Genomic DNA, 26,144 nt, shown 5'->3' with positions numbered 1-26,144 from the left:
CGCGGCAGCGCACGGATCGGCGGCGGCGCGCAAGCCCGGCCACTCCGGTCGGGAAGGGGCCGCGCCCCGTCGCAACGGGCGCCGCCGAGGCCGGCCGCACGGTCGCGACCCTACAGCCTGCGCGGGCGGAGGGCACGGAAACGGGCGGGCTCGGTCGGAATGCGAACCGAATCGCGCAACCTCTAGTCGATGCGGCGCGGGGCCATGTGCGGCGGGTCACATCGCGGACCGGCGCCGGCCCCGCCTCACGGATGGGCGAGGTAATGGGCGAGATCGCGGATGTCGTCGTCCGAGAGGGGCTGCGCCGCCTCGTTCATCGCCGGGTCGTAGCCGGCCCGCGCGTTGGACTTGTAGCCCCGCAGGGCCGCCACGAGGTACTCCTCGCGCTGCGCCCGGATCCGCGGGATCTGGTCGTGGCCCGAGAAGTCGGCGTTGTGGCAGGAGCCGCATTGGTGCCTGGCCACGAGGTCCTTGGCGCGGGCGATCCGGGCGGGATCTCCCCCGCCATCGGATGTCGGCGGCGGAAGCGCCGCGACCGCGTCCGAGATCGTGCGCAGGTCGTCGTCCGAGAGACCCGCCGCCATCTCGTTCATGGGAGGGGCGACCCGCTGCTTCTCCCGGAACAGGTAGAGCTGCGTCAGCACGTAATCGGCCGGCATCCCGCCGAGGGAGGGCACGCCCTCGGTCTCGGAGCGGCCCTGCCCGCCGTGGCAGCCGAGGCAGGCCGGCAGCCGCTCGGCCACCGGCTGGGCGCCGGCCGGCCCGGTCGGCAGACCCGTGAGGGCGAGGAGGCAGAGGGCAAGGCCGTTGGCGAGGCGCCGCATGGGTTCATCCGGATGGTGCGGGGCGCGGGACGCGGGTCCCGCGCCGGGGGCTCAGCGGGCGTAGCTGACGCGGTAGATCGCGCCGTTGTAATCGTCCGAGACGAGGAGCGAGCCGTCCTGCGCCACCAGCACGTCGACGGGCCGCCCGACATACTTGTTGTCCTGCAGGAAGCCCGTGAGGAACGGCTCCAGGGACGTGACCTTGCCATCGGGCCCGAGCTTGGCCACCACCACGTCGCCGCCGATCTTCCGGGTCTTGTTCCAGGAACCGTGGCGCGCGATGAAGACCGCGTTCCGGTACGCGTCCGGGAATTGCGAGCCGGTGTAGAAGCGCATCCCGAGGGCCGCCGCGTGCGCGCCGAGGAGACCGGCGGGCGCGGTGAACTCGGCGCAGGAATGGCCCCAGCCGTATTCCGGGTCGGTGAAGCTGCCCTGATGGCAGTAGGGGAAGCCGAAATGCTGCTTGCCCGGCTCGCTGAGGACGTTCAGCTCGTCATTCGGGATATCCTCCGAGACCCAGTCGCGGCCGTTATCCGTGAAGGTCAGGAGCTTCGTCTCCGGGTTCCAGTCGAAGCCGACGGTGTTGCGCACCCCGCGGGCCACCACCTCGACGTTCTTGCCGTCGAGGTCCATGCGGCGGATCTGGGCGTGGGTCTCGGGCGGCATCAGGATGTTGCCCGGTGCGCCGACCGGCACGTAGAGCTTCTCGTCCGGGCCGATGGCGATGAACTTCCAGCCATGCGCCTCGTCCTTCGGCAGGTCGTCGTAGACCAGGACGGGCTTCGGCGGGGCGTCGAGCTTCGCCTCGATGTCGTCGAAGCGCCAGATCCTGGACAGCTCGGCGACGTAGAGCGCGCCCTTGTGGAAGGCGAGGCCGTTCGGCCGGTGGAGGCCGGAGGCGATCACCTTGACGGTGGGTTTCCCGTCGAGGGTCTGCACCGCGTAGACCTTGTCGAGGGAGCGGGTGCCCGCGAACACGGTGCCCTGGTCGCCCTGGCGCAGCGAGCGCGCATTGGCGACGCCGCTCGCGAAGACCTCGACCTTGAAGCCCGGCGGCACGGAGAGCTTGTCGAGGGGCAGGCGGTTCGCCGGGGTCGGGATCGGCGGCCCCGAGATCGGCGCGAGCTTGGCCGCATCGGCCCCCTCGGGCCGCCCGAACAGGGCCGAGCCGCGATCCTGGGCCGGGGCCGGCGCACCGGCTTGCGCCGGGGCGGCGGGCTGGGCGCTACCGGGGGTCGGCGCGCCGCTCGGGGCCTGCTGCGCGTGGGCGCCGGCCAGGGGCAGGAGGATGCCGAGGGGCATCAGCACCCCGGCGCGCAGCCAGCGCGTCGGGCAGAGGGATCGTGCCGTCATGATGGATCTCCGTTGCGCCCCGGTTATCGGGCGCCCATGCGGGCCGGCAACGCCATCGGAGAGAGATGTTCTCGTGTTTGTCACGCGCGGGCGTTGCATCAACCCGAGGCCGGGGCGGAGGCCGCCCCGGCCAGGACGGCCCGGTAGATCCGGTCCGGCGCGAAGGGCGTCGCGGTGAGGCGCGCGCCGGTGGCGTCGCGGATCGCGTTGGCGAGGGCGGGGACGACCGGGTTGTAGGGGCTCTCGCTCATCGACTTGGCGCCGAGGGGACCGACCGCGTCGTGGGTCTCGGCGAACAGCACCTCGGTGCGCGGCACGTCGGCGATGGCCGGGATGTGGTAGTTCCGGAAGGTCTGGGCGACCACGCTCCCGGCGGCGTCCGGGTGCATGTCCTCGTAGAGGGCCGCGCCGAGCGCCTGGGCGACGCCTCCCTCGATCTGGCCGCGGCACTGCATCGGGTTGATGACCCGCCCGGCATCCGCCGCGTGGACGCTGCGCAGGATGCGGACCTCGCCGCTCGAGGGATGCACCGCCACCCGGAAGCCCTGGACGTTGAAGGCGACCGAGCGCGGGCTGCCGTCGGCGCGTCCCGCGGCCTCGAATCCCTCGCCCGCACGCCCCTCGCCCGCGAGCGCCGCGAGAGCGATCTCGCCCCCCGCCCAGGTGACCCGGTCGGGCCCGAGCGCGCAGGCCCCGGGATCGAGCCCAACGCGGGCGGCCGCCGCTGCCCGGATGCGGGCGGCGAGCGCGGTGGCGGCCCTGAGCGTCGCCTGACCGGCCACCACGATGCCGGTGCTGCCGTAGGCGCCGGTATCGTGGCCGACCGCGTCGGTGTCGGCCTGGCGCAGGGTGATGCGGTCGGGGCTCGTCCCGAGGGCGTGGGCGGCGATCTGGGCGTGGACCGTCGAGGTGCCGTTGCCGAACTCCGCGGTCCCGACGAGGAGCGTGTAGCCGCCGTCCGCCTCGAGGCGGATCCGGGCGTCGGAGACGTGGCCGCGCGGCGGAATCGTGTCGATCATCGCCATCGCCATGCCCTGCCCGACGCGCCAGCCCGGGGGCGCCGCCGCGCCGGCCGGCTCGGCGAGGGCCGCCTCCACGAGATCGAGGCACTGGTCGAGCCCGTAGCTGCCGTAGCGGACGTCGTGCGGCTCGAGGCTCGTGGACACCATCGGATCGCCGGGGCGCACGGCGTTGCGGCGGCGCATCGCGAACGGATCGAGCCCGAGGCCGCGGGCGAGCTCGTCCATCGCGGATTCCACCGCGAAGATGGTCTGGCTGAGGCCGTAGCCACGGAACGCCCCGCTCGGAAGGGTGTGGGTGTAGACGGCGTAGCCGTCGACCCGCTTGTTCGGGCAGCGATAGACCCCGATCACCTCGTTGCAGCCGTGGTGCAGCACCCCGCCCGCGTGGTTGCCGTAGGCGCCGGTATTCGTGACGACGTGCAGCGCGATGGCCGTCAGGGTGCCGTCCCGCCGCGCGCCGAGCTTCACCCGCACCCGCATCGGGTGCCGGGTGGTGGTGCCGATGAATTGCTCCTGGCGCGTCAGCTCCCACCGCACCGGGCGCCCGGTGCGCAGGACCGCCAGCGCCACGAGGTCCTCGGTCAGCATCTCCTGCTTGCCGCCGAAGCCGCCGCCGACCCGGCCGCAGAGAACGCGCACCCGCGCCCGCTCCAGCCCGAACAGGGTGGAGAGCGCGTCGCGGGTCAGGAAGGGCACCTGCGTGGAGGAGCGGATCGTCAGGCGCCCGTCCGGATCGAGCCAGCCGATGGCGCCGTGCGTCTCCAGATGCGCGTGTTGGACGCGCTGCGAGACGTAGGTCGCCTCGTGCACCCGATCGGCCTGCGCGAAGCCCGCATCGACGTCGCCGATGCGGCCGTGCGCCTCGGCCGCGAGGTTCGGGTGGGACTGGTGCGGCGGCGCGTCCTCGCCGGATCGGTCGAGGGCGTCGTGGACGAGGGGCGCGTCGGGGCGCAGGGCCGCCTCGGGCTCGAACACGGCCGGGCGCGGCGCGTAGGTGACGACAAGCGCCCGGCAGCCGGCCTCGGCGGCGGCCTCGCTCTCGGCCACCACCGCGGCGACGCGCTGGCCGACGAAGCGCACCACGTCGTCGAGGAGGCGGGTGTCGGGGGCGTCGTCCGCCGGGTTCTCGTGGCGGCCCGTCGAGAAGCGCGCCCGGGGCACGTCCGCGTGGGTGAGCACCGCGACGACGCCCTGCACCGCGAGGGCCGCGGCGCGCTCGATGTGGAGGATGCGCGCGTGGGCGTGGGGCGAGCGCAGGACCTTGAGATGCAGCAGGCCCGGCACGGCGAGGTCGAGGGTGAAGGCCGCCCGGCCGGACACGACCGCCCGGCCGGCGGGCGCCGGCAGGCAGCGCCCGACCGGATCGCCCGCCGGACGGGCCTCCGCTTCGCCGATCCCCGCGATGGCATCGCGGATGGCGCGGTAGCCGGTGCAGCGGCAGAGGTTGCCCTTGAGGGCCGTATCGAGGTCCCGGCGCTGACCCTGGTCGAGGCGCGCGGCCGTCATCACCATGCCGGGGGTGCAGAAGCCGCACTGGTAGCCCTGCGCCGCCAGGAAGGCCTCCTGCATCGGGTGCAGCGTCCCGGGCACCGGCCCGTCCGGCGCGCAGGGCCCGGCGAGGCCCTCGACGGTGGTCACCTGCCGGCCCTCGGCCCGGAAAGCCGGCACGAGGCAGGCATGGACCGGCTCGCCGTCGAGATGGATCGTGCAGGCGCCGCAATCGCCCGCGTCGCAGCCCTTCTTCACCCCGAACCAGCCGAGCTCGCGCAGGAGCGTGCGCAGGCACTGGCCCGGGCGCGGCTCGGCCTCCTGGGCGGCGCCGTTGACCGTGAGCCTCATCGGGCGGCCTCCCCGCCGAGTTCGGACAGGATCTCGCCGGCCAGGAGCGGGGTGACATGGGCGCGCCAATCGGGCGCTCCGTGGAGGTCGTCGTACCAGAGCGCGGGCGGGATCGCGGCCGCGAGGGCGCCGCGCAGCGCCGCCGCGTCGGGAAGCGCGGGAAACGCGAGGCGGACCGGCCGCCGGGTCGCGGCGGTCACGGTCAGGGCGAAGGCGCCGGAGGGGTCGCGGGTGCCGATCAGCAGGGCGCCCGAGCGCCCCTGCGGGCTGAGGGAGATGCGCCGGAAGGCCGTGCGGCGCCGGAGCGCTTCGGTCGGGAGATCGATCCGGCGCAGGATCTCGCCGGGCGCGAGGGCGGTCTCCTGCGGGCCGCGCACGAAATCGGCGGCGGGCAGGCGCCGCTCGCCGCCCTCCGCCGTCCAGATCAGGCAGGACCCGTCGAGGGCCACCGCCAGGGCGATCATCGGCCCGGCGGGCAGGGCCATGCAGAGGTTGCCCCCGACGGTCGCCATGGTCCAGATCTTGAAGGAGCCGAGCAGGGCCCGGCAGCATTCCGGGACGAGGGGCGCGGCGATCCAGGCCGGGGGAAGCTCGAGCCGGTTCAGCGCCGCGATGGTGCAGGTGGCGGCGATCGACAGGCCGTCCGCGTCGACGACGTGCGGCGTCCAGCCGAGATCCGACAGGTCGACGAGGCGGGCGAGACCGGCCTGGGGCTCGGAGAACAGCCAGGTCCCGCCCGCGAGCCAGGCATCGCCGGGCTGCCACCGGGGCAGCTCCGCGCGCGCCCGCGGCCTGAGAACGGCACCCACCGTGTTGAGGTCCATCGTCGTCCTTGCCGCTGCCTCGGGACGGCGCCGGCAAAGCAATCCGCCTGCCATGCCGCGCCTTCTGTGACCCTGCCGCCTGCCCCGGAGGAACCCGGATCCCGGTCGGACGGCCCGGGCCTCGCGTAACCCTAGCGGAGATCCGCGACCGCCGCCGCTTCACCGGTGAACGCGACACGCGCCCGGGCGCCGGACGACGGGCCGGCGCCTCAGTGGTGGCCCGCCATGTGGCGGCCGATCACGCCGACATCCGCCTGCGCGGCCGGCGTCTCGTAGACGAGCCGGCCCTCGGACATCACGAGGACGCGGTCGGAGAGTTCGAGGATCTCGTCGAGGTCCTCGCTGATCAGCAGCACCGCGGCGCCGGCGTTGCGCGCGGAGACGATCCGGCTGCGGATCTCGGAGACGGCCGCGAAGTCGAGGCCGAAGCACGGGTTGACCACCACCAGGAGGTCGACCGGGTCGGTCAGCTCGCGGGCGAGCACGGCGCGCTGCACGTTGCCCCCCGAAAGGGTGGCGATGGCGGCCTCGGAGGAGGCGGTCTTCACCTTGAAGCGGGCGATCAGGTCCTTGGCCCGCCGGCCCATGGCGCGCCGGTCGAGCCACAGGGTCGGGGGCTTGTCCGGGTCCTCGCCCCGGCGGTCGAAGGCCCGGAAGGCGAGGTTCTCGGCCACCGACATGCGCGGCGCGCAGGCGTTGCGCAGGGGCTCCTCGGGGATGAAGCGGACGCGGTGCGCCCGGCTCTCGGCCCGGGTCCCCGCATAGGGTTCGCCGCCGACGCGGACCTGCCCGCCCGTGGCGCGGATCTGGCCGCCGAGCACGTCGGCGAGCTCCTTCTGACCGTTGCCCGAGACGCCCGCGATCCCGACGATCTCCCGGGCGCGCACCCGCAGGTCCTCGACCGCGATGTGGCGCAGGCCGGAGACGTCGGTCGCCGTCACGCCCGCGACCTGCAGGATCACCCGGTCCGGGTCCGCCGCCCCGAGGCGGGCGATGGGCTGGCGCACGGCGCGCTCGCCCATCATCAGGGCGGCCATCTCGTCCCGGGAGATCGCGCCGACGTCGCCCCCGCCGACGAGGCGCCCGCGGCGGAGCACGCTCAAGGAGCGGGCGAAGGCCTCGACCTCACGGAACTTGTGGCTGATCATCAGCACGGAGAGCTCGCCCCGGTCGGTCATGGCGCGCAGGAGGCCCAGCACCTCCTCGGCCTCGGCCGGCGTCAGGACCGAGGTCGGCTCGTCGAGGATGAGGAAGCGGGCCTTGAGGTAGAGCTGCTTGACGATCTCGAGCTTCTGCTTCTCCCCGGCGGCCAGCTCGGCCACCGGCCGGTCGAGGTTCAGCCGGAACGGCATCCGCCCCATGAAGGCGGCGAAGTCGGCCCGCTCGGCCGCCCAGTCGATCACCGCCGGGGCGTCGGCGCGGGCGATGACGAGGTTCTCGGCCCCCGTCAGCGAGGGCACCAGGGTGAAGTGCTGGTAGACCATGCCGAGGCCCCGGGCCTGCGCGCCCTTGGGGTTGGTGATCTCGGCCTCGCGCCCGTCCACCAGCACGGTCCCGGCGGTCGGGGCGTAGAAGCCCATCACGCACTTCACGAGGGTCGACTTCCCAGCCCCGTTCTCGCCGAGAAGCGCGTGGAAGCCGCCCGCCTCGATCTTCATCGAGACGTCCTCCAGCGCCGCGAAGGCGCCGAAGCGCTTGGTCATGCCGATGGTCTCGACGCCGATGGCGCCCGAGACGGGACGGGTCTGCGGATCGGGGCTCGTGCTCGCCGTCATGGTCCTCGTCAAGCTCCTCGCGCGCGCCGCCGGCGCCCAGGCGGGAATCGCCTCACCCGATCACCCGCAGGATCGCCTCCGAGGAGGCGACCGCGCCGAAGACGCCCCCCTGCATCGTCACCATCCTGAGGGCCGCCGCGTGGTTGCCGGGATCGGTGGCGGCGGTGCCGTCGGAGACGATGACGCACTCGAAGCCACGGTCGTTGGCCTCGCGCATGGTGGTGTGGACGCAGACATCCGTGGTGATGCCGGTGAGGATCAGGTTGCGGACGCCGAGGCGCCCGAGGATCAGCGCGAGGTCGGTGGCGCAGAACGAGCCCTTGCCGGGCTTGTCGATCACGGGCTCGCCGGGGAGCGGCGCCAGTTCGGGGATGATCTCCCAGCCGGGCTCGCCCCGCACGAGGACGCGCCCGCAGGGCCCGGGATCGCCGATGCCGGCCCCGATCCGGCGGGAGCGCCAGCGCTTGTTCTCGGGCAGGTCCGCGAGGTCCGGCCGGTGGCCCTCGCGGGTGTGGATGACGGGGTAGCCCCCCGCCCGCGCGGCGGCGAGGAGCCGGCCGATCGGCCCGATCGGCGCGCGGGTGAGGCCGAGATCGTAGCCCATCGCGTCGACGTAGCCGCCCGCGCCGCAGAAATCCGTCTGCATGTCGATGATGACGAGGGCGGTGTTCCCGGGCCCGAGCGCCCCGTCGAAGGGCCAGGGATAGGGTTCGGCCTCGATGTAGCGGCCGGCGGACGGGCCCCCGGCGGCGGGGAGGGGGTCGGCGCTCATTCGGCCGCCGCCCGGGCCTGCGGCGTCTGGCCCTCGCCGTAGGCCCGGGTCGGGGCCGTGAAGCCGCAGCTCGTGCCGTCGACGACCTTGACCGCGTCCTCCCAGGGCAGGCGGTACCGGCCTGCCGCGAGGTCGTGCATGTAGGTGTAGGGGCAGTCCTGCGCGCCGCCCTTCACCGCCGTGTAGCCGCGGTGGCCGAGCTGGTAGATGTTGTTCTCGACCCCCCAGTGCAGGCGCGCCTCCCGCACGAGGTCGGGCCGGACCTCCGCCGTGATGATCTCGTCGACGCGGCCCGTGGTGGCGTGGGCGATGACCGAGCCGTCGAAATTGACGATCATCCCCTCGCCCATGGAATCGAAGGTCCCGTCCGAGCCGCACATGCAGACATTGGCGGTGACCATCAGGTTGCAGAAGGCGTTGGCCTGATTGGTGAAGCGCCAGGATTCGCGGATCGGCGCGGTGTAGCCCGCCGTGCGGATCATGATCTCCGCGCCCTTGTAGGCGCATTCCCGCGCCATCTCGGGGAACATGCCGTCGTGGCAGATGATCAGCCCGATCCTGGCGCCCTTCGGGCCCTCGATCACCGGGATGCCGCGGTCGCCGGGCTCCCAGGGCTCGACCGGGACCCAGGGGTGCATCTTGCGGTAATAGAGCTTCACCTCGCCCCGGTCGTCGATGATCAGGCCGGCATTGTAGGGATGGCCGTGCGGGTTGAACTCCATGATCGAGAAGCAGCCCCAGATCCGGTTGTCCCGGCAGGCCTTCGCGAAGGCCGCGACCTCGGGGCCGTCGAGGCGGCACAGGATCTCGGGGTTCGTGTCCATCGACAGACCGTGCAGCGCGTATTCGGGGAAGACGACGAGGTCCATGCTCGCCATGTTCGCCCGCGCCTTGCCCACCATCGCGACGATGCGGTCGGTCTGCGCCGCGAGGTCCGCCTTGGTGGCGACGTTCGGCAGCTGAAGCTGCACGAGGCCGAGGACGACACCGTTCGGCGACTTGTTGAGGCCTCCCAAGCCGTTCATGCGCGATCTCCCTGAGGTTTCTACTTTGCGAGCTCGCCGGGGGCGCCCGCCAGCGCCCGGTCGGGCGAGGAGGTGGCGACGAGCAGGATGAGGGTGAGCACGTAGGGCGCGGCGTAGAACAGGTAGTACCCCTGCGTGACGCCCACCGATTGCAGGGCGGGCCCGAGCGCCCCGGCGCCCCCGAACAGGAGCGCCGCCCCGAAGCAGGCCAGCGGGTTCCAGCGGGCGAAGATGACGAGGGCCACCGCCATCAGGCCCTGGCCCGAGGAGATGCCCTCGTTCCACGAGCCCGGATAATACAGGGACAGGTAGGCGCCCCCGACGCCGGCGAGCACGCCGCCGAGGCCGGTGGCGTAGAGGCGCACCCGGTCGACGTCGTAGCCCATGGCGCGGGCGGCATCGGCGCTGTCTCCGGCGACCCGCACCACGAGGCCCGCCTTGGTGTTCCGGAAGGCCCACCACAGGAAGGGCGCGAGCGCGGCGCCCGCCAGGAACAGCACGTTGACGCGCAACGCCGCCTGGACCTGGGGCAGGTCGGACCAGAAGCCGAAGGGAATCGCCGGGAGCGGCGGGGCGGAGGGCTGGATGAAGGGCTTGCCGAGGAAGAAGGCGAGGCCGGAGCCGAACAGCATCAGGGCGATGCCGACCGCGACGTCGTTGACGCCCGGGAACCGGCAGATGGTCCCGTGCAGGAGGCCGAAGACCCCGCCCGCGAGCCCCGCCACGAGGACGCCTGCCCAGGGGGAGCCGGTCACGACGGCGGTGGCGTAGGCCGACATCGCCCCGAACACCAGGGTGCCCTCGAGCCCGAGATTGATCCGTCCGGAGCGCTCCGTGATGGTCTCGCCGAGGCTCACGAACAGGAACGGCGTCGAGACGCGGATCGCCCCGCCGATGACCGCGAGGAGAACGGTCCAGAGGCCGAGATCGCCGCCGGTCTCCGCGCCGCTCATGCCTGCACCGTGGCCGGAACGCCCGCGGCCGCCCGCTTCCCGGCCCAGAGATGCGGGCTGAACACCCGGAAGCGGCCGTAGAGCGTCTCGCTGAGGAGCACCGCGAGGAACAGGATGCCCTCGAGGACGAGGACCGTGGCGTCGGGAAGCTGCATCCGGCGCTGGATCAGCCCGCTCGAGGCCTCGATGCCGCCGAGCAGGAACGCCACGGGCAGGATCGCGAGCGGATTCTGCCGGGCGAGGAACGCCACCAGGATCCCCGTATAGCCGAAGCCCGCCACCAGCGAGGCGTTGGCGTTGCTGTGAACCGCCGCCACCTCGAAGAAGCCCGCAAGCGCCGCGCAGGCGCCCCCGAGGGCCGTGAAGGTCGTCACGAGGCGTCCCACCGGCAGGCCCTGGATCCGCGCCGCCCGGACGTTGCCGCCGGCGATGCGGGCGGCAAAGCCGATGGTGGTGCGCTCCGTCAGCAGGTAGGCGGCGAGGCAGGCGAGGATGCCGATGCCGAGCCCCCAATGCACGTCCATGCCGGGCATCGGGCCGACCGCGAAGGCCTCGCCGATCGGCCGGGTCGAGGGCTTGTTCAGGCTCTGGGGGTCGCGCAGCAGGCCCTCGATCAGGTGATTCGAGAGCGCGATGGCGATGTAGGACATCAGGAGGCTCGCGATGGTCTCGTTGACGCCCCGGTAGGCGCGGAGCGCCCCGACGGCGCCGATCCAGACCGCGCCGGCGGCGGCGGCGGCGAGCGCCATCAGGGGGATCGCCAGGAGGGGCGGGGCGCCGGCGAGGGGCTGGGAGGCGGCCGCCGCCGCGACGCCGCCGAGGACGATCGCGCCCTCGCCCCCGATGACGACGAGGCCGAGGCGGGCGGGGAGCGCGACGCAGAGGGCGGCGAACAGGAGGGGCGCGGCCCGCTGCAGGCTGTTCTGCAGGGCGAAGGGCGAGCCGAAGCCGCCCCGCCAGACGATGTCGAGGAAGCCGAGGGGGCTCTTTCCAAGCGCGAGGAGGAAGAGGCTGAACAGGAGAAAGCCCGCCGCCACCGCCGCGAGGGGGATGGCGACGGCCTCCGACCGCCGTGCGAGCCAGGCCCGGACCTGGAGGGCGGCGGGGGGATTGGCCGGTTCGGATCCGCGCGAGGCCGCCTGGGGCGCGGTGTGCGGAGCGGTGTCAGCGACCATGCCGTCGATCCTCGCCCTTCGGCCGGGTCACCCGTGCCCGGCCCGCCCGCCACGGCAGAAACCGTGCCATCGGCGCAAGGCCCGGCTCAGGCGGAGCCCTTCACGCCCTCGACGAGGTAGTTGGTCTTCTCGAGTTCGATGGCGTTCTCGGCGTAGGTCCTGCCGGCGGGGGCGATCTCGTTGCCCTTGTTGTCCTTGAGCGGGCCCCGGATGATGGCGAAGCCTCCCTTCATCATCTCGGCCTTGACGGCGTCGGCGTTCCGGCGCGCCGCCTCCGAGACCGCGGGGCCGTACGGGCTCATCTTCACGAAGCCGTCGGCGAGGCCGCCGCGCAGGAAGTTCGGGGGCGCCCTGCCGGCCTGCATGTCGGCCACGAAGCCCTTGTAGATCGAGGCCCAGTTCCACTCGGCCCCGGTGAGGTACTTGTCCTTGGCCAGGGCCGACTGGTCGGCGTGGTAGCCGCACGCGAAGGCGCCGCGGCGCGCGGCGGTCTCGACCACGACCTTCGGGCTGTCGACGTGGCAGGTGATGACGTCGGCCCCGCCGTCGATCAGGGCGTTCGTCGCCTCCGCCTCCTTGACGGCCAGCGACCACTCGCCGGTGAAGATCACCTGCAGGGTGATGGCGGGGTCGACGCTGCGGGCGCCGAGCAGGAAGCCGTTGACGTTGTTGAGCACCTGCGGGATCGGCTTGGCCGCGACGAAGCCGAGCTTCTTCGACCGGGAGGCGTGGGCGGCCACGATGCCGTTCAGGTACTGTCCCTGCGCGATGTAGCCGAAATACGAGCCGGCATTCTTCGGGTTGCTCTCGGTCCAGAGGCCGCCGCAATGGCGGAACTGGACCTTGGGGTTCTTCTTGGCCTCGATCAGCACGTGCGGGTCGAAGTAGCCGAAGGAGGTCGGGAAGATCAGGCCGGCCGAGTCCAGGTTGATCATGCTCTCCATGGTCTTCTGGACGTCGGTGGTCTCGCGGACGTTCTCCTCCTCGACGACCTGGATTCCCGGCAACGCCTTCAGGGCGGCCGCCCCTTTTGCATGCGCCTGGTTGTACCCGTAATCGTCCTTGGGGCCGACATAGATGAAGCCGACGGTGAGGTTCCCGGCCGCGCGGGCGCGGACCAGGGGCAGGGCGCTCAGGCCGAGGACGGCGGCGCCGCCGAGGAGGTGCCGGCGCGAGAGGGGAAGGTCAGCCAAGGTCACCGCTCCGTCCGAAGTCGATCTGCACCGATCGGCGGAGTCTAAGCTTGGCCCCGGCACCGGCGAAGCCGAGAATTTCGGCAGCCTGCGCGCTGCGCCCGCGCTCGCGGGTGACGGCGCGCCGCCTAGAAATTCGGCCCAGCCTGCCCGGATCGGCGGCATGCCGGGGAGGGCGCTCGGACGATCCGGGGGGCTCATCCGCCACATCGCCCGGTCACCGCCGCCGATACGGCGACGGGCCGGCAGAGGGGGCTCTCAGAGGGATCTCTGCCGGCCCGTCGCGTCGTGGCCTCGGAGGTGCGGCGGGTGAGGGTCAGCGGCCGTCGAGATGGCGCCCGCGGCGGTCCGCCCGCACGGAGCCCGTGGTCAGGCCGTCATCGGCGAAGCCGCCGCGCACGATGCCGCGCCCGCCATAGCCCTGCAGGGAGCGCCCCTGGTCGGCGGCGAGGTTCGGGCCCGCGGCGCGGCCCTCGAGCCCGCCGGGGGCCGTGACGGCCGGAATGCCGGCGGGTGCCGTGTAGCTCTGCGCGAAGGCGCCGGTGGAGAGGACGAGGCCGAGGGCGGTGCCCCACAGGATGTGTGCGGTCATGGCGGTTTCCCAGGTTCCTGTTCGGTGCTGCACATAAGCGGGAGCGCAACACCAAGTTCCCAAGTTTTGTGCATGCCTGCCGCGTGATTCAACAGGAAATGCCCGAGAGTTGAGCAAGACGTTGCGGGTTTTGGACTTCGGATCTCGCATCGCACGCCTCCGGACGCGCAGATTTCCAGAAAATATATCGACAAATCAATGTGTTGGACTGATATGGCAATTTTCTGCCGCGTCGGCGTGCAGATTGGCACGGATCTTTCGGCCTGCGTGCGAGACGACACGAGTTGGCGCCGGCGCCTCGCCGAGGGCGGCGCCTCACGCATCGCCGGACGCTCAAGCGCGGCGAGCCCGCAGGTGAGCCGTGGCATGGACGCCCGGAATGCGCTCAGTCGATGACGCTGTGCGTCTCGAACGCGGCCTCGATCCGGCTCGCCACCAGGTGGGCCGGTCCGTCGAGGGCCGAGCGGGCGCGCTGCATCAGGCAGGCGGTCTGGGTGACCGCCCGGGCATCGCTCAGCGGCGTGAAGCTGAGGACGCCGCGGCGGATCTCCTCGCTCACGTCCGAGAGGTTCACGAAGGCGATGTGGGGCGGCACCTGCGCGAGCCGCTTCATCAGCTCGATCGAGTTCGTCTCGACCACGGGGGCGAAGTGCTCGCCCTGCGGCACCAGCAGTTCCAGCACCTCGCGCAGGGTCATCGAGTGGTCGGCGACGACGAGAGGGTACTCGAGACAATCGGCCATCCGCACCTGGTAGCGGCCGTTCAGCGGATGCTCCGGCGCCATCACGGCGCCGAGCCTGTGCTCGAAGGCGGCGATGCAGCGCATGCGCGGGTTCGGAGGCAGCCTGTAGGCGAGGGCGAGGTCGGCCTCGCCGGACAGGAGCGCGTCGACGATCCCGTCCGCGGGCAGGACCTGCACCTTCACGACGATGCGCGGGTTGGTCGCCCGGAACTCGCGGATCACCCCCGGCAGGACCCCCGCCGCGAGGCTCGCCATGGTGGCGATCGTCACCTCGCCGCGGGTGAGGCCCCTGAGGGCGGCGACCCGCGCCATCACCCGCTCGTGCTCCTTGAGCGTGTCGCGCACGTGCCGGATCAGCACCTCGCCGGTGGCCGTGAGGCGCAGCCCCCGCGGCAGCCGCTCGAAGAGCGGCGTGCCCATCTCGGCCTCCAGGGCCAGGATCTGCCGGTTGATGGCGCTGGAGGCGACGTTGAGGCGGGTGGCGGCCCGCCGGATCGAGCCGCTGCGGGCAACCTCGTCCAGATAGGCCAGCAGGCGGTGGTGCAGCATGGGCGCGGGCCGTTCCGTCGGGCGAGGGGACAGCGGTGACGGGCTCGGATGGCCTGTGGCGGCTCGTCAGCCCCGGCCGATCGTCGCGACGATCTGTCCGTGCGGCTCGTCGGTCGGCAGGAACACGGTCCCGGGATTGTCGAGCCCGAAGGGGGCGAGGTTGACCGGGATGTAGTGCTTGTTCGGCATCGCGAACGCGACCTCGGCGATCTCCGGGATCGCGGCCAGCACCGCCTCGCCCATGCGGTACATGCTGTCCTGGACGCCGTAGCTGTAGGTCGTGCCGAACACCTCGATCATCAGGGCCAGCGCCCGGGCATTGGCCGCCGCGTGGTCGGCGGGCCCGCCGGACCAGGTCCAGGTGGCGTCCATGCTGGTCGCGGCGATGCGGTCGGTGGTGTCGGGCAGCGTGCGGTACTGGTCATCCACGAAATCGGCCCAGCCCGATTGCGTGGTCTTCATGAAGGTGTAGCCGCGCAGGCCCGACCGCAGCACCGCGCCGCCGCGGCTGGCCTCGAGCCCGACGAAGCCGGAGCCGTTGCCGTCGAGGGTGAAGGTGTGGCCGTGGGGCGTGCCGTCAAAGGCCTGGCGCAGCCAGCGCGTCTCCAGCGCCTCGATCGTGACGGTCTCGACCTGCGGGTAGGTCTCGAGGAACACCGCCGCCACCGCCTGCACGAAGGCCTCCGCCCCGAGGTCGACATGCCGGGCCGCCGTGACGTTGACGATGTTCTTGACGCTGTCGGTCGCCACGCAGGCGCGGTTGTCCCCGCGCGTCCAGGCCGCCTCGAAGGCGCCCGTCATCAGGACCGTCAGGGTCAGCTCCCGCGGGATATGGTGGTCGCCGTCGCGGGCGAGGCGCATCACCCGCACCCGCCCCTTGCCGTAAGTCGATGCCGTCAGGGCCATGGTCGTGTCCTCGAAAATCCGTCCCTCGAGCGCCGCGGCAGCGCGGTTTCCCCTAATGCGCCTCGGCCGCCTGCGCCTGCCGCAGGGCGTGGTCGCGGGCCTCGGCGGTGCTGCCGAGGCCGTTGAAGAACAGGTTCAGGGCGACCGCCGCGATTGCCGAGAGCAGGATGCCGGATTCCAGGAGCGGGTGCAGCGCATGCGGCATCTGCTTGAAGAAGGCCGGCGCCACCAGCGGGATCATGCCGAAGCCCACCGAGATCGCGACCACGAACAGGTTGTTGCGGTTGTGGGCGAAGTCCACCGCGCCGAGGATGCGGGTTCCGGTGGCCGCCACCATGCCGAACATCACGAGGCCGGCGCCGCCGAGCACGCATTGCGGTACGGCCTCGACGAGGGCGGCGAGCTTCGGGATCAGCCCGAGGACCAGCATCAGGGCGCCGCCCACCACCGTGACGATGCGCGAGCGCACGCCCGTGACCCCGACGAGGCCGATATTCTGGGAGAAGGACGTGTACGGGAAGGTGTTGAAGATCCCCCCGATCAGGGTGCCGAGCCCGTCGGCGCGCAGGCCCCTGGTCAGGCGCGCCTCGCCCACCGGGTCCTGGGTGATCTCCGACAGGGCCAGGAACATGCCGGTCGACTCGATCATCACCACGATCATGACGATGCAGAGCGTCACCGCCGAGACGAGGTCGAAGGTCGGCCAGCCGAAGGCGAAGGGGCGCACGACGTCGAACCAGGGGGCGCTGGCCACGCGCCCGAGATCGACGAGGCCGAGGACGGCCGCCACGACCATCCCGACGATGATCCCGATGAGCACCGAGGCCGAGGCGACGAAGCCCGTGGCGTAGCGGGTGATGACGAGGATCAGCACCAGCACGAAGGCGCTGATGCCGAGGAAGACCGGGGCGCCGTAGTTCGGGTTGCCGACCCCGCCCGCGGCCCAGTTGACGCCGACCCGCATCAGCGAGATCCCGATCACCAGGATGATGGTGCCGGTGACGACGGGCGGGAACAACGGCAGCAGCCGCCCGATCAGCGGCGCCACCAGGATGCCGAACAGGCCCGCGGCGATGACAGAGCCGTAGATCGTCGTCAGCCCGAGATCGGGGTTCGCCCCCATGGCGATCATCGGCGTGACGGAGGCGAAGGTGACGCCCATCATCACCGGCATGCGGATGCCGAAGCCGGGCAGGCCCCAACTCTGGACCAGCGTGGCGATGCCGCAGGCGAAGAGGTCGGCGCTCACCAGCATCGCCACCTGCTCGGGCGTCAGCTTCAGGGCGCGCCCGACGATCAAGGGGACCGCCACCGCGCCCGCATACATCACCAGGACGTGCTGCAGGCCGAGGAGCGCGAGGGCCGGCCCGCGGACTTGTCCCTCGCCTCGGCCCTGCGGCGGCTCGAGCGGCACGGGGGGCTGATGGGCGGCGGCGGGGGCGGGCATGCGGGAATCCATGGGCCGGGCCCTCGACAGCGCCCTCCGGACCGATGCGAAGGGGTGCTCCGGAACCGCAAGCCACGTGCCAGGACGCGCCGTCCGGGCCCGCGCGGGGGACGCCCATGCCGGGCCGGGCGACCGGGTGGCCCGTTGTCTGCTATCGGGATGGCCACGAGGCTTTGCGGGGCCAGACAGGCACCGCGACGCCGGGGATTGTGGCGAGTTCCGAGGAGGCCCGCGCGATGACCTGGACCCTCGAGGCCCTGAACGCGGCCTCCGCCGCCGACTTCGTCGCGGCCCTCGGCGGGGTGTTCGAGCACGCGCCCTGGGTCGCCGGGGAGGCCGCCGCGCGCCGGCCCTTCGGGCGGGTCGAGGACCTGTTCGCCGCCATGGCGGCGGCGGTCGCGGCGGCCCCGGAGGCGCGGCGCCTCGGCCTCCTGACGAACCATCCGGAACTCGCCGGCCGGGCGGCGCGGGACGGGCGGATCGCGCCCGATTCCATCGCCGAGCAGGCCTCGGCCGGGCTCGACCGGCTGTCCGAGGACGAGTACGCCCGGTTCGAGGCGCTGAACGCCGCCTACCGGGCGCGCTTCGGCTTTCCCTTCATCCTGTGCATCCGGCGGCACGGGCGCGCCTCCCTCCTGCGCAGCTTCGCCCGCCGGCTCGAAGCCTCCCCGGAGGACGAGCGCCGCAGCGCGGAGGCGGAGGTGCTGCGCATCGCGGCGATCCGCCTGAACGCCCTCGTGGAGGGAGAGGGTCCGCTGCGCACGACCGGGCGCATCTCGACCCACGTCCTCGACACCGCGGTCGGGCGCCCGGCGGCGGGCGTCGCGGTGGAACTCGCCGAGTTCGTCTCAGAGACCGAATCCGTCGTGGTCGCCCGCGCCCGCACCAACGCGGACGGGCGCACCGACGCGCCGCTGATCGGCGGGCGCCCGGTGCCGCTCGCCGCCTACGAGCTGCGCTTCCGGCTCGGCGACCATTACCGCGCCGCCGGCCTCGACCTGCCCGAGCCCCCCTTCCTCGACATCGTCGCCCTGCGCTTCGGCGCGGCGGATCCGGAGGGCCACTACCACGTGCCCCTCGTGGCGAGCCCCTGGAGCTACCAGACCTACCGGGGCAGCTGAGGCCGCCGGGGCCATGCGGGCGCCGTCGCGCCGGCACGGCTCTTGCTGTCGCCGAGGCTCACGACGGCGGCCGTCCGGCCGGATCGCGGAGCCTCCCACGATGCGCCTGCCCCTGGCCGGACTCGGCCTCTTCCTCCCGCTCGCGGCCTGGATCGCCGCCGCCGCCCTCGTCGGCGGCTCCGCGATCGCCACGGCGCCGGGCGCCTCGGCGCAGCGCACCGTGACGCCGCCCGCCGGCCAGCCCCGGGTGACGGCGCCGGGGGGACGGCGCGGACGCGCCGCGCACCATCACAGGCCTGCGCACCGGCATCGCTGAGGGCCACGGAGCCCGCGGCGGCGCCTCCCCCGTCATCCGAAACCCTCGACCCTCACTGGAACTGGAATCGTCCTCATGCGCCTGACCACGACGGCCGCGTTCCTCCTCTGCGGCAGCTTGAGCCTCGTTGGCCCGGCCCTCGCCCAATCGGTGGGCGCCCCCGCCGGGCGCGATCCCGCCACGGCGCCGGGGGGCACCGAGGGCATCGCCGGTCCCCGCAACGAGATGAACGCCGTCCGGGACGGTGACGCGGTACCCGTGCCGCCCGGCCGCGGCGGGATCGAGGTCGATCCGCCGGCCGGCCCCGCGATGGAGCCGGCGCCCCCGCCCCCGCCGCGGCCCTGACCGGCACGCCCGAACGACATGGCGGAGCGGTCGGGCACGGGCCCCCCGCATGACGCCGCAGCGCTATTGCGGCAGCGTGTCGTCGATGCCCTTCACGTACCAGTTCATGCCGAGGATCATCGGGTCGGGGGCGATCTCGCCGTCCTTCACCGCCACGGTGCCGTCCTGCTTCGTCACCGGCCCCCGGAACGGGTGGATCCTGCCCGCCACGATGCCCGCCTTGGTCTCCTCGGCGAGCGCCTTGACGTCGTCCGGCATGTTGGTGAAGGGCGCGAGCACCACCATCCCGTCCTTGATGCCCTGCCAGGTGTCCTGGCTCTTCCAGGTGCCGTCGAGGGCGGCCTTGGCCTCGGCCACGACGTAGTGCGACCAATCGTCGACGATGGAGGTGAGCTGCGCCTTCGGGGCGAAGCGATACTGGTCGGAGGATTGACCGAAGGCGAGCCTGCCCTGCTTCTCCGCCTCCTGCAGGGGCGCGGCCGAGTCGGTGTGCTGGGTCAGGATGTCGGCACCCTGCGCCAGCAGCGCCTTGGCGGCCTCCGCCTCCTTGCCGGGATCGAACCAGGTGTTCACCCAGACGATCTTGAGCTTCAGGTTCGGGTTGACCGACTGGGCCCCGAGCATGAAGGCGTTGATGCCGCTCACCACCTCGGGAATCGGGAAGGAGGCGATGTAGCCGACCGTGCCCGATTTCGAGAGCTTGCCGGCGATCTTCCCGCAGACGTAGCGGCCCTCGTAGAAGCGGGCGGAGTAGGTCGAGACGTTGGCGGCGCGCTTGTAGCCGGTGGCGTGCTCGAACCGCACCTTCGGGAATTTCCGGGCGACCTTCAGGGTCGGCTCCATGAAGCCGAAGGAGGTGGTGAAGATCAGCCCCATCCCGGAGCGGGCGAGCTTCTCGATGGCGCGCTCGCTGTCGGCCTCGGGCACGTTCTCCAGGAAGGTGGTCTCGACCTTGCCGGGCAGCGCCGCGACCAGGGCCTTGCGGCTCTCGTCGTGCTGGAACGAGTAGCCGTAATCGGCCACCGGCCCGACATAGACGAAGCCGACCTTCAGCTTGTCCTCGGCCCGGGCGGGGCCGAGCGAGAGGATGAGCGCGCCGATGAGGGCGCCGGTGATGCTGCGCATGGGTCCCCGGTATCCTTTTGCCATGTCCCCGCTTCTAGCGGTGCGGGGTGAAGTCGCGGCCGAGGGCGGCGGGTGCGAGGGAGCCGCCCTGGCGCCGCCCGAGGGAGAGCAAGACGAGGGCCAGGATCGTGGCGATGTAGGGCAGGGCGGAGAGCGCCTGCCCCGGCAGGCCGAGGCCCGCCGCCTGGGCGTGGAGCTGCAGCACCGTGGTGCCGCCGAACAGGAGCGCGCCGGCCGCGACGCGCAGGGGGCGCCAGGAAGCGAAGACCACGAGGGCGAGGGCGATCCAGCCGCGCCCCGCCGTCATCGCGGGGGCCCAGAACGGCGTGTAGGCGAGCGACAGGTAGGCGCCCGCGAGCCCCGCGCAGGCGCCGCCGAACAGCACTGCCAGGAAGCGGACCTTGCGCACCGGCAGGCCGAGGGCGTGGGTCGCCGTGTGATCGTCCCCGATGGCCCGCAGCGTCAGCCCCGCGCGGGTGCGCCACAGGAACCACGAGACGCCGGCCACGAGGGCGAGGGCAACGTACACGAAGGCATCCGCGCCGAAGAGGAGCCGCCCGACCCCCGGCAGGTCGCTGAGGACGGGGATGTGCAGATGCGGCGCCGGCTCCCGCTTGAGGCCCACATAGGAGGCGCCGGCGAGCCCCGACAGGCCGAGGCCCATGATGGTGAGCGCCAGCCCCGAGGCGACCTGGTTCGCCGCGAGGCCCACCGTCAGCAGGCCGAACAGGGCCGAGAGCGCGAGACCGGCCCCCGCACCGCCGACGGCGCCGAGGAGGGTCGAACCGGTCTCGACCGCGACCGCGAAGCCGACAGCGGCGCCGAGCACCATCATGCCCTCGACGCCGAGGTTGAGCACGCCGGCGCGCTCGGCCACGAGCTCGCCCATCGCGGCGATGATCAGGGGCGTCGCCGCCGAAACCACTGTGACGAGCACCATCTGGACGATGTCGAGGCTCATGCGCGCGGGCTCGCGGGGCCGCCCGGCACGAGGCGGACGTGGAAGCGGGCGAGCACGTCGGCGCCGAGGACGAGGCCGAGGAGCAGGCCCTGGAAGGCACGGGTGAGGTCGAGGGGCAGCTTCAGGTCGATCTGCGCCGCCTCGCCGCCGATCGTCGTGAGGGCGATGACGAGGGCCGCCACGAGGATGCCGGGCGGGGACAGCCGGCCCAGGAAGGCGACGATGATGGCGGTGAACCCGTAGCCCGGCGAGATCGTCGGCTGGAGCTGGCCGATCCTGCCCGCCACCTCGGCGATGCCCGCGAGCCCCGCCGCGCCGCCCGAGATCGCGAAGGCCGCGAAGGTCATGCGCGCATCGCTGAAGCCCGCGAAGCGTGCGGCGCGCGGGCTCGCGCCGACCACCCGCACCGCGAAGCCGAACAGGGTGCGGGTGAGGACGAGCGTGGCCAGCGCCACCGCCCCGAAGGCGATCAGCACCCCCGCATGCAGGGTCTCGCCCTCGGCGAGGTAGGGCAGGCGGGCGGCCCCGTCGAAGGCGACGCTCTGGGGGAAATTGTAGCCGGCGGGATCCCGCAGGGGGCCGCGGGCCATGTAGTCGAGGAGAAGCTCGGCCACGTAGACGAGCATCAGGCTCGTGAGGATCTCGGAGACGCCGAGGCGCACCTTGAGCAGGGCCGGGATCATCGCGTAGGCGACCCCGGCGAGGGTCCCGACGAGGAGCATCAGGGGCAGGATCCAGAGGGTGAAGCCCTCGCTGCCATGCGTCGCGACGCCGACCCAGCCCCCCGCGAGCCCGCCGACCACGAACTGGCCCTCGGCCCCGATGTTCCAGAGATTTGCCCGATAGCAGAAGGCGAGCCCCGTCGCGATCAGGGCGAGGGGCGCGGCCTTGAGCGCCACCTCCTGCAGGGACCAGACCTCGCTCAAAGGGGTGACGAAGTAGGTGAGGAAGGCCGCGGCCGGCGAGACGCCGAGGAGCGCCACCGCGATGCCGCCGATGAAGACCGCGCCCGCGAAGGCGAGGACGGGCGAGAGCGCCGCCAGGAGGGGCGAGCGCCGGCTGCGGGGGCGAAGGTCGAGGCGCATCAAGATCAGGCCGCCTGTCGATCAGGGAGGGTCGCGCTCATGAGACTTCGGCGTGCGCCGGCTCCGGGCGGCCGGCCGGCGCGCCGAGGGCCGGGGGTGGGCCGGCAGGATCGGCGGAGCCGCCCATCAGCAGGCCGATCGCCGCGCGGCTGGTCTCGGCCCGGGGCATCGCCCGCGACAGGCTGCCGGCATGCAGGACCGCGACGGAGCCGGCGATCTCGAACAGCTCGTCGAGGTCCTGGCTGATCACCAGGACGGCGGCGCCGCGGGCGGCGAGATCGAGGAGGGCCTGCCGGATATGGGCGGCGGCCGCGGCGTCGACCCCCCAGGTCGGCTGGTTGATCACCAGGATGCCGGGCTCGGCCAGGATCTCGCGGCCCACCACGAATTTCTGAAGGTTGCCTCCCGAGAGGGTGCCGGCGGCGGGGTCGGGGCCCGCCTTGCGCACGTCGAAGGCCGCGATGACGGCCTGCGCGAGGGCGCGGGCTCCCCGGCGCCGCAGCAGGCCGAACCGGGTCAGCGGCGCGGTTGCGTGCCGCGACAGCACCGCGTTCTCGGACAGGCTCAGGCCGGGCGCCGCGGCGTGGCCGTTGCGTTCCTCGGGCACGAAGGCCGCGCCGAGGCGGCGGCGCGCGTTGATGCCGAGATGGCCGACGGCGCGCCCGTCGATGCGCACGGCCTCGGCCTCCGGCGCGCGGACCTCGCCCGAGAGGGCGGCGAAGAGCTCGGCCTGCCCGTTGCCGGCGATGCCGGCGATGCCCAGGATCTCGCCGCCGGAGACGCCGAGCGAGACGTCGCGGAGGTCCGTGGCGTGGAGCCCGGGGGCGGGCAGGGCGAGGCGCTCGAGACGGAGCCGCTCCCCCGCCCGCGCGGCGGCCGCAGGGGGCTTCAGCGCGCTCACCTGCGCGCCGACCATCATGGCGGCGAGGGAGCGGGCGCTCTCCCGGCGCGGGTCGCAGGCCCCCACGACCTTGCCGGCCCGCAGGATGGTGGCGCGGGCGCAGAGGCGGCGCACCTCGTCGAGCCGGTGCGAGATGTACAGGAGGGCACGCCCCTCCGCGCGCAGGCGCTCCAGCACGACGAACAGGGTCTCGGCCTCGCCGGAGGTCAGCACCGAGGTCGGCTCGTCGAGGATGACGAGGCGCGGGTCCTGCAGCAGGCAGCGCACGATCTCGATGCGCTGGCGCTCGCCCGCCGAGAGCGACCAGACCGGGCGTGCGGGGTCGAGGTGGAGGCCGTAGGTCTCGGCCAGGGCCGCGATGCGCGCCGCGAGCGCCCGCCCCGAGAGGGCGCGGGGCATCACCAGGGCGATGTTCTCGGCGACCGTGAGGTTCTCGCAGAGGGAGAAATGCTGGAACACCATGCCGATGCCGAGCCGGCGGGCGGAATCCGGATCGGGCAGCCGGACGACGTCGCCCCTGTGGGTGATCACGCCCTCGGTCGGCTCGAGGAGCCCGTAGAGGATCTTCATGAGGGTCGACTTGCCGGCCCCGTTCTCGCCGAGCAGCGCGTGGATCTCGCCCGCGCGGATCTCGAGGTCGATGCCGTCATTGGCCGTGAAATCGCCGAAGCGCTTGACGATGCCGTAGGCGCCGTAGAGCGGCGTCGGCCCGGACGACAGGGGCGGGATGGCCGGGGCCCGCATGGTCAGGAGGAGCCGAACAGGTCCAGGGCGAGGCGGGTGTGGTCCTCGCGCAGGCGCCCGGTCTCGATGCCGAGGGGATGCCCGTCGATCACCCGCCAGCGCCCCGCCACCATCACCCGGTCCGCCCGATAGGCGCCGCAGAGGACGAGGGCCGCCAGCGGGTCGTGCGCGCCCGAGAAGCGCAGCTCGTCCAGGGTGAACAGGGCGAGATCCGCCTCGCGCCCCTCCTCGATCCGGCCGATGTCGCTGCGCCCGAGGCAGCGCGCCGAGCCCTCCGTCGCCCAGCGCAGGGCGTCGAGATGGGTCACGGTCTCGGCCCCGTAGGTGAGGCGGTTCAGCATCAGGGCGTGGCGCACGCCCTCGATCAGGTTCGAGTTGTCGTTCGAGGCCGAGCCGTCGACGCCGAGGCCCACGGGGCTGCCCGCCGCCTCCAGCTCGCAGGTACGGCATCGGCCCGAGGCGAGGGTCATGTTCGAGGTCGGGCAGTGGCACACCCCGACGCCGGCCCGGCCGAGGCGGGCGACCTCGTCGTCGTTGAAGTGGATGCCGTGGGCGAGCCAGGCCCGGGAATTCATCCAGCCCACCTCCTCGAGGTAGTCGACCGGGCGCTGCCCGAACGCCACCAGGCAGTAGGCGTCCTCGTCGAGGGTCTCGCCGAGATGGGTGTGCAGCCGGCAATCGTGGCGCTCGGCGAGCGCCGCGCTCTCGCGCATCAGGCGCTTGGTGACGTTGAAGGGCGAGCAGGGGGCGAGGCCGATCTGCACCATCGCGCCGGGCCGGGTGTCATGGAACAGCCCGAGCACGCGCTCGCTGTCGGCCAGGATGGTGTCGTCGTCCTGCACGAGGGTGTCGGGCGGCAGGCCGCCGTCGCGCTCGGACAGGCTCATCGAGCCGCGGGTGACGAAGGCCCGGATGCCGAGCGCGCGCGCTTCCTCCACCTGGATGTCGACGGAGGCCTCGAGTCCCTTCGGGAACAGGTAGTGGTGGTCGCCCGCCGTGGTGCAGCCCGAGAGCAGGAGCTCGGTGTAGGCGAGCCGGCTCGCCAGCCGGAACGCCTCGGGGGTGAGCCGGGGCCAGACCGTGTAGAGGGCCTTCAGCCAGGGGAAGAGCGGCTTGTTGATCGCGACCGGGTGGGCCCGCGTCAGGGTCTGGAAGAAGTGGTGGTGGGTGTTGACGAGGCCCGGGACGACGACGTGGCGCCCGGCCTCGAAGGTCTCGTCCACCGGACCCGCGGGCCTCGCCCCCGCGGGCACGCGCTCGACGATGCGCGTGCCCTGCACCACGATGCCGCCGCCGGCTCCCTCGGCGAGGATCGCCAGTGGATCCCGGATCCAGAGGCGTGGCGCGGTCTCGGCATCCGTCATCCGGTCTCTCGTTCTCTCGGAAGGTCGCGCGCCCGGAAGCGCCGGGCACTCAGAAGATGTGGAAGGCGACGCCTGCCAGGAAGCTCTTCTCCTCGGTGCCCTTGAAGTTCACCCGCTCGACGTTGCCGAACTTGTTCAGCCAGTACTGGAAGCCCACGAACACGTCGACCTTGTTCGGCTGGTCGTAGACGAGCTTGCCGAGGTCGAGGACGAGGTTGGTGCGCGACAGGAATTCGAGCCCGGTCTTCGGGTTGAAGGCGAAGGCCGCCGGGTTGTCGACGCCGCGCCCCTTGGGCAGCACGATGTTGTTGAAGCCCGCGAGGCTGAGCGGCAGCCCGGTGAAGCTGAGGGGGAAGTTGTACACGATCTCGAATTCCGGGACCGTGTTGAAGCTGACGTCGCGATCCGGCTGGACGTTGAAGCCGTTGCGGTTCCACTCCTTGTAGGCGTGGACCGAGATGTTGAGGAAGCCGGCCGGGACATCGACCGAGAAGTTCAGGCCGCCGACTATGTCGCGCTTCTTCGAGCCGAAGGCGTCGTTCTGCGAGTTCGCGTCGAAGCCGAAGGCCAGCGACACGTCCTTGATCAGGCCGGGAATCGCGAAGGCCTTGGTGTTCGTGAGCGCGTTCAGGCTCAGCGTGCCGCGATAGAGGCCGTAGGCTTCGGTATTGCCGTAATCGGCCTCGAAGAACCCGCCCGGTACGTTGGTGGTGCCGGCCGGGGCCTGCGAACCCGATTTGAGGATGTCGAGGGAGAAGAAGTTCGTGCCGTAGGCCCAGGCATCCGCGTGCGAGATGTTGAGGATGTGCTTGGGGATGTCGCGGCCGCGGAAGCTGCCGTCGGGCTGCTGGATCTGCACGCCCGGCGAGGCGGCCGGGAACTGGTAGCGATAGCTGACCTGCGTGTCGGCGAACAGGAAGAACGGCGTCTCCTTGCCCGGAGCCGCCTCGACGGGGGCCTTCTCCTGGGTGGCGAGATCGGCCGCAGCGGCGGCGCCGATCATTCCCAACGACAGCGCCGCAGCTGCGAGCCCCCTGAACATCATCACGGTCTCTCCTCAACCGATCCACGGATGGGCAAGCCTGGCAGCAACCGATGTGCCAGCGGGGGAAGGCCGGGGAGCGCGGGTGGAGACCGTCATAAATCAGCAACAGATTTGCCGGGCTCCCAGGTCGCGGGCCGCGCGCATGC

General features: G+C 72.5%; 23 protein-coding genes. 3 read left to right on the top strand and 20 right to left on the bottom strand.

Annotated features, from left to right (window positions below; all coding sequences use genetic code 11):
- Nucleotides 1-245 precede the first annotated feature (245 nt).
- From F6X51_RS15695 to F6X51_RS15630, 14 genes are all read right to left on the bottom strand, one after another.
- Nucleotides 246-824, bottom strand: coding sequence for a c-type cytochrome (locus tag F6X51_RS15695; RefSeq protein ID WP_150964627.1), 579 nt, complete (start codon nucleotides 822-824; stop codon nucleotides 246-248).
- Between the two features lie 51 nt (nucleotides 825-875).
- A complete protein-coding gene (locus F6X51_RS15690; protein WP_246696824.1) occupies nucleotides 876-2,177 on the bottom strand; it encodes a PQQ-dependent sugar dehydrogenase in 1,302 nt (433 codons plus the stop codon).
- A 98-nt stretch (nucleotides 2,178-2,275) separates the two neighbouring features.
- Nucleotides 2,276-5,038 (bottom strand): molybdopterin-dependent oxidoreductase, encoded by a 2,763-nt coding sequence (locus tag F6X51_RS15685; protein ID WP_150964626.1) that lies wholly within the window; start codon nucleotides 5,036-5,038, stop codon nucleotides 2,276-2,278.
- Nucleotides 5,035-5,862, bottom strand: coding sequence for an FAD binding domain-containing protein (locus tag F6X51_RS15680; protein ID WP_150964625.1), 828 nt, complete (start codon nucleotides 5,860-5,862; stop codon nucleotides 5,035-5,037). Before F6X51_RS15680 ends, F6X51_RS15685 begins: the two co-directional genes overlap by 4 nt.
- A 209-nt stretch (nucleotides 5,863-6,071) precedes the next feature.
- Nucleotides 6,072-7,637, bottom strand: coding sequence for an ABC transporter ATP-binding protein (locus F6X51_RS15675; protein WP_150964624.1), 1,566 nt, complete (start codon nucleotides 7,635-7,637; stop codon nucleotides 6,072-6,074).
- A gap of 52 nt (nucleotides 7,638-7,689) precedes the next feature.
- Nucleotides 7,690-8,409, bottom strand: a complete 720-nt coding sequence (biuH, locus tag F6X51_RS15670) for a biuret amidohydrolase (RefSeq protein ID WP_150964623.1) — start codon at nucleotides 8,407-8,409, stop codon at nucleotides 7,690-7,692.
- Nucleotides 8,406-9,434, bottom strand: a complete 1,029-nt coding sequence (locus tag F6X51_RS15665) for a formamidase (protein WP_150964622.1) — start codon at nucleotides 9,432-9,434, stop codon at nucleotides 8,406-8,408. Before F6X51_RS15665 ends, biuH begins: the two co-directional genes overlap by 4 nt.
- 20 nt (nucleotides 9,435-9,454) lie before the next feature.
- Entirely contained in the window at nucleotides 9,455-10,387 is a 933-nt protein-coding gene (locus tag F6X51_RS15660) for an ABC transporter permease (protein ID WP_150964621.1), read from the bottom strand.
- Nucleotides 10,384-11,562: an ABC transporter permease gene (locus tag F6X51_RS15655; protein WP_150964620.1), complete on the bottom strand. Its 1,179-nt coding sequence runs from the start codon at nucleotides 11,560-11,562 to the stop codon at nucleotides 10,384-10,386. The genes F6X51_RS15660 and F6X51_RS15655 overlap by 4 nt, the downstream gene beginning before the upstream one ends.
- 86 nt (nucleotides 11,563-11,648) lie before the next feature.
- Nucleotides 11,649-12,761: a BMP family ABC transporter substrate-binding protein gene (locus F6X51_RS15650; protein ID WP_210250313.1), complete on the bottom strand. Its 1,113-nt coding sequence runs from the start codon at nucleotides 12,759-12,761 to the stop codon at nucleotides 11,649-11,651.
- A 310-nt stretch (nucleotides 12,762-13,071) separates the two neighbouring features.
- Nucleotides 13,072-13,347 carry a hypothetical protein gene (locus F6X51_RS15645; protein ID WP_150964618.1) on the bottom strand — a complete coding sequence of 92 codons (276 nt, stop codon included), beginning with the start codon at nucleotides 13,345-13,347 and terminating at the stop codon, nucleotides 13,072-13,074.
- A 385-nt stretch (nucleotides 13,348-13,732) separates the two neighbouring features.
- The gene (locus tag F6X51_RS15640) at nucleotides 13,733-14,638 is read right to left on the bottom strand and encodes a LysR family transcriptional regulator (RefSeq protein WP_150964617.1); all 906 of its coding nucleotides are present in this window, start codon (nucleotides 14,636-14,638) and stop codon (nucleotides 13,733-13,735) included.
- Between the two features lie 66 nt (nucleotides 14,639-14,704).
- A complete protein-coding gene (pucL, locus tag F6X51_RS15635; protein WP_150964616.1) occupies nucleotides 14,705-15,544 on the bottom strand; it encodes a factor-independent urate hydroxylase in 840 nt (279 codons plus the stop codon).
- 52 nt (nucleotides 15,545-15,596) lie between these two features.
- Complete coding sequence (locus tag F6X51_RS15630) at nucleotides 15,597-16,991, bottom strand: nucleobase:cation symporter-2 family protein (RefSeq protein ID WP_150964615.1); 1,395 nt, start codon at nucleotides 16,989-16,991, stop codon at nucleotides 15,597-15,599.
- Between the two features lie 236 nt (nucleotides 16,992-17,227).
- On the opposite strand from F6X51_RS15630, the gene uraD reads away from it, so the two are divergent.
- From uraD to F6X51_RS15615, 3 genes are all read left to right on the top strand, one after another.
- Entirely contained in the window at nucleotides 17,228-18,112 is an 885-nt protein-coding gene (uraD, locus tag F6X51_RS15625; RefSeq protein ID WP_150964614.1) for a 2-oxo-4-hydroxy-4-carboxy-5-ureidoimidazoline decarboxylase, read from the top strand.
- 100 nt (nucleotides 18,113-18,212) lie between these two features.
- Nucleotides 18,213-18,428 (top strand): hypothetical protein, encoded by a 216-nt coding sequence (locus F6X51_RS15620; protein ID WP_150964613.1) that lies wholly within the window; start codon nucleotides 18,213-18,215, stop codon nucleotides 18,426-18,428.
- Nucleotides 18,429-18,503: 75 nt separating this feature from the next.
- The gene (locus F6X51_RS15615; RefSeq protein WP_150964612.1) at nucleotides 18,504-18,773 is read left to right on the top strand and encodes a hypothetical protein; all 270 of its coding nucleotides are present in this window, start codon (nucleotides 18,504-18,506) and stop codon (nucleotides 18,771-18,773) included.
- A gap of 63 nt (nucleotides 18,774-18,836) precedes the next feature.
- Here F6X51_RS15615 and F6X51_RS15610 read toward each other — a convergent pair whose 3' ends face one another.
- The 6 genes from F6X51_RS15610 to F6X51_RS15585 are packed head-to-tail and all read right to left on the bottom strand — an operon-like array spanning nucleotide 18,837 to nucleotide 25,998.
- On the bottom strand, nucleotides 18,837-19,898 hold the full coding sequence (locus tag F6X51_RS15610; protein WP_150964611.1) for a BMP family ABC transporter substrate-binding protein: 1,062 nt from the start codon (nucleotides 19,896-19,898) through the stop codon (nucleotides 18,837-18,839).
- Between the two features lie 34 nt (nucleotides 19,899-19,932).
- Complete coding sequence (locus tag F6X51_RS15605; RefSeq protein WP_150964610.1) at nucleotides 19,933-20,859, bottom strand: ABC transporter permease; 927 nt, start codon at nucleotides 20,857-20,859, stop codon at nucleotides 19,933-19,935.
- Nucleotides 20,856-21,944, bottom strand: a complete 1,089-nt coding sequence (locus tag F6X51_RS15600) for an ABC transporter permease (protein ID WP_150964609.1) — start codon at nucleotides 21,942-21,944, stop codon at nucleotides 20,856-20,858. Before F6X51_RS15600 ends, F6X51_RS15605 begins: the two co-directional genes overlap by 4 nt.
- A gap of 37 nt (nucleotides 21,945-21,981) precedes the next feature.
- Complete coding sequence (locus tag F6X51_RS15595; RefSeq protein ID WP_150964608.1) at nucleotides 21,982-23,589, bottom strand: ABC transporter ATP-binding protein; 1,608 nt, start codon at nucleotides 23,587-23,589, stop codon at nucleotides 21,982-21,984.
- Nucleotides 23,590-23,591: 2 nt separating this feature from the next.
- Nucleotides 23,592-24,953: an 8-oxoguanine deaminase gene (locus F6X51_RS15590; protein ID WP_150964607.1), complete on the bottom strand. Its 1,362-nt coding sequence runs from the start codon at nucleotides 24,951-24,953 to the stop codon at nucleotides 23,592-23,594.
- A gap of 49 nt (nucleotides 24,954-25,002) precedes the next feature.
- On the bottom strand, nucleotides 25,003-25,998 hold the full coding sequence (locus F6X51_RS15585; RefSeq protein ID WP_150964606.1) for a hypothetical protein: 996 nt from the start codon (nucleotides 25,996-25,998) through the stop codon (nucleotides 25,003-25,005).
- Between the last annotated feature and the right edge of the window lie 146 nt (nucleotides 25,999-26,144).

Origin of the sequence: Methylobacterium planeticum (assembly GCF_008806345.1) — a bacterium.
Lineage (GTDB): Bacteria > Pseudomonadota > Alphaproteobacteria > Rhizobiales > Beijerinckiaceae > Methylobacterium > Methylobacterium planeticum.
This window is presented reverse-complemented; position numbering and strand designations above follow the sequence as displayed.

Bases quoted from the DNA above. Each gene is read 5' to 3' on its own strand.
- F6X51_RS15615 (WP_150964612.1), top strand. From the start codon at position 18,504: ATGCGCCTGACCACGACGGCCGCGTTCCTCCTCTGCGGCAGCTTGAGC.
- F6X51_RS15600 (WP_150964609.1), bottom strand. From the start codon at position 21,944: ATGCGCCTCGACCTTCGCCCCCGCAGCCGGCGCTCGCCCCTCCTGGCG.
- biuH (WP_150964623.1), bottom strand. From the start codon at position 8,409: ATGAGCGCCGACCCCCTCCCCGCCGCCGGGGGCCCGTCCGCCGGCCGC.
- F6X51_RS15680 (WP_150964625.1), bottom strand. From the start codon at position 5,862: ATGGACCTCAACACGGTGGGTGCCGTTCTCAGGCCGCGGGCGCGCGCG.
- F6X51_RS15610 (WP_150964611.1), bottom strand. From the start codon at position 19,898: ATGCGCAGCATCACCGGCGCCCTCATCGGCGCGCTCATCCTCTCGCTC.
- F6X51_RS15595 (WP_150964608.1), bottom strand. From the start codon at position 23,589: ATGCGGGCCCCGGCCATCCCGCCCCTGTCGTCCGGGCCGACGCCGCTC.
- F6X51_RS15690 (WP_246696824.1), bottom strand. From the start codon at position 2,177: ATGACGGCACGATCCCTCTGCCCGACGCGCTGGCTGCGCGCCGGGGTG.
- F6X51_RS15655 (WP_150964620.1), bottom strand. From the start codon at position 11,562: ATGGTCGCTGACACCGCTCCGCACACCGCGCCCCAGGCGGCCTCGCGC.
- F6X51_RS15630 (WP_150964615.1), bottom strand. From the start codon at position 16,991: ATGCCCGCCCCCGCCGCCGCCCATCAGCCCCCCGTGCCGCTCGAGCCG.
- F6X51_RS15640 (WP_150964617.1), bottom strand. From the start codon at position 14,638: ATGCTGCACCACCGCCTGCTGGCCTATCTGGACGAGGTTGCCCGCAGC.
- F6X51_RS15605 (WP_150964610.1), bottom strand. From the start codon at position 20,859: ATGAGCCTCGACATCGTCCAGATGGTGCTCGTCACAGTGGTTTCGGCG.
- F6X51_RS15695 (WP_150964627.1), bottom strand. From the start codon at position 824: ATGCGGCGCCTCGCCAACGGCCTTGCCCTCTGCCTCCTCGCCCTCACG.
- uraD (WP_150964614.1), top strand. From the start codon at position 17,228: ATGACCTGGACCCTCGAGGCCCTGAACGCGGCCTCCGCCGCCGACTTC.
- F6X51_RS15665 (WP_150964622.1), bottom strand. From the start codon at position 9,434: ATGAACGGCTTGGGAGGCCTCAACAAGTCGCCGAACGGTGTCGTCCTC.
- F6X51_RS15645 (WP_150964618.1), bottom strand. From the start codon at position 13,347: ATGACCGCACACATCCTGTGGGGCACCGCCCTCGGCCTCGTCCTCTCC.
- pucL (WP_150964616.1), bottom strand. From the start codon at position 15,544: ATGGCCCTGACGGCATCGACTTACGGCAAGGGGCGGGTGCGGGTGATG.
- F6X51_RS15585 (WP_150964606.1), bottom strand. From the start codon at position 25,998: ATGATGTTCAGGGGGCTCGCAGCTGCGGCGCTGTCGTTGGGAATGATC.
- F6X51_RS15675 (WP_150964624.1), bottom strand. From the start codon at position 7,637: ATGACGGCGAGCACGAGCCCCGATCCGCAGACCCGTCCCGTCTCGGGC.
- F6X51_RS15660 (WP_150964621.1), bottom strand. From the start codon at position 10,387: ATGAGCGGCGCGGAGACCGGCGGCGATCTCGGCCTCTGGACCGTTCTC.
- F6X51_RS15590 (WP_150964607.1), bottom strand. From the start codon at position 24,953: ATGACGGATGCCGAGACCGCGCCACGCCTCTGGATCCGGGATCCACTG.
- F6X51_RS15620 (WP_150964613.1), top strand. From the start codon at position 18,213: ATGCGCCTGCCCCTGGCCGGACTCGGCCTCTTCCTCCCGCTCGCGGCC.
- F6X51_RS15685 (WP_150964626.1), bottom strand. From the start codon at position 5,038: ATGAGGCTCACGGTCAACGGCGCCGCCCAGGAGGCCGAGCCGCGCCCG.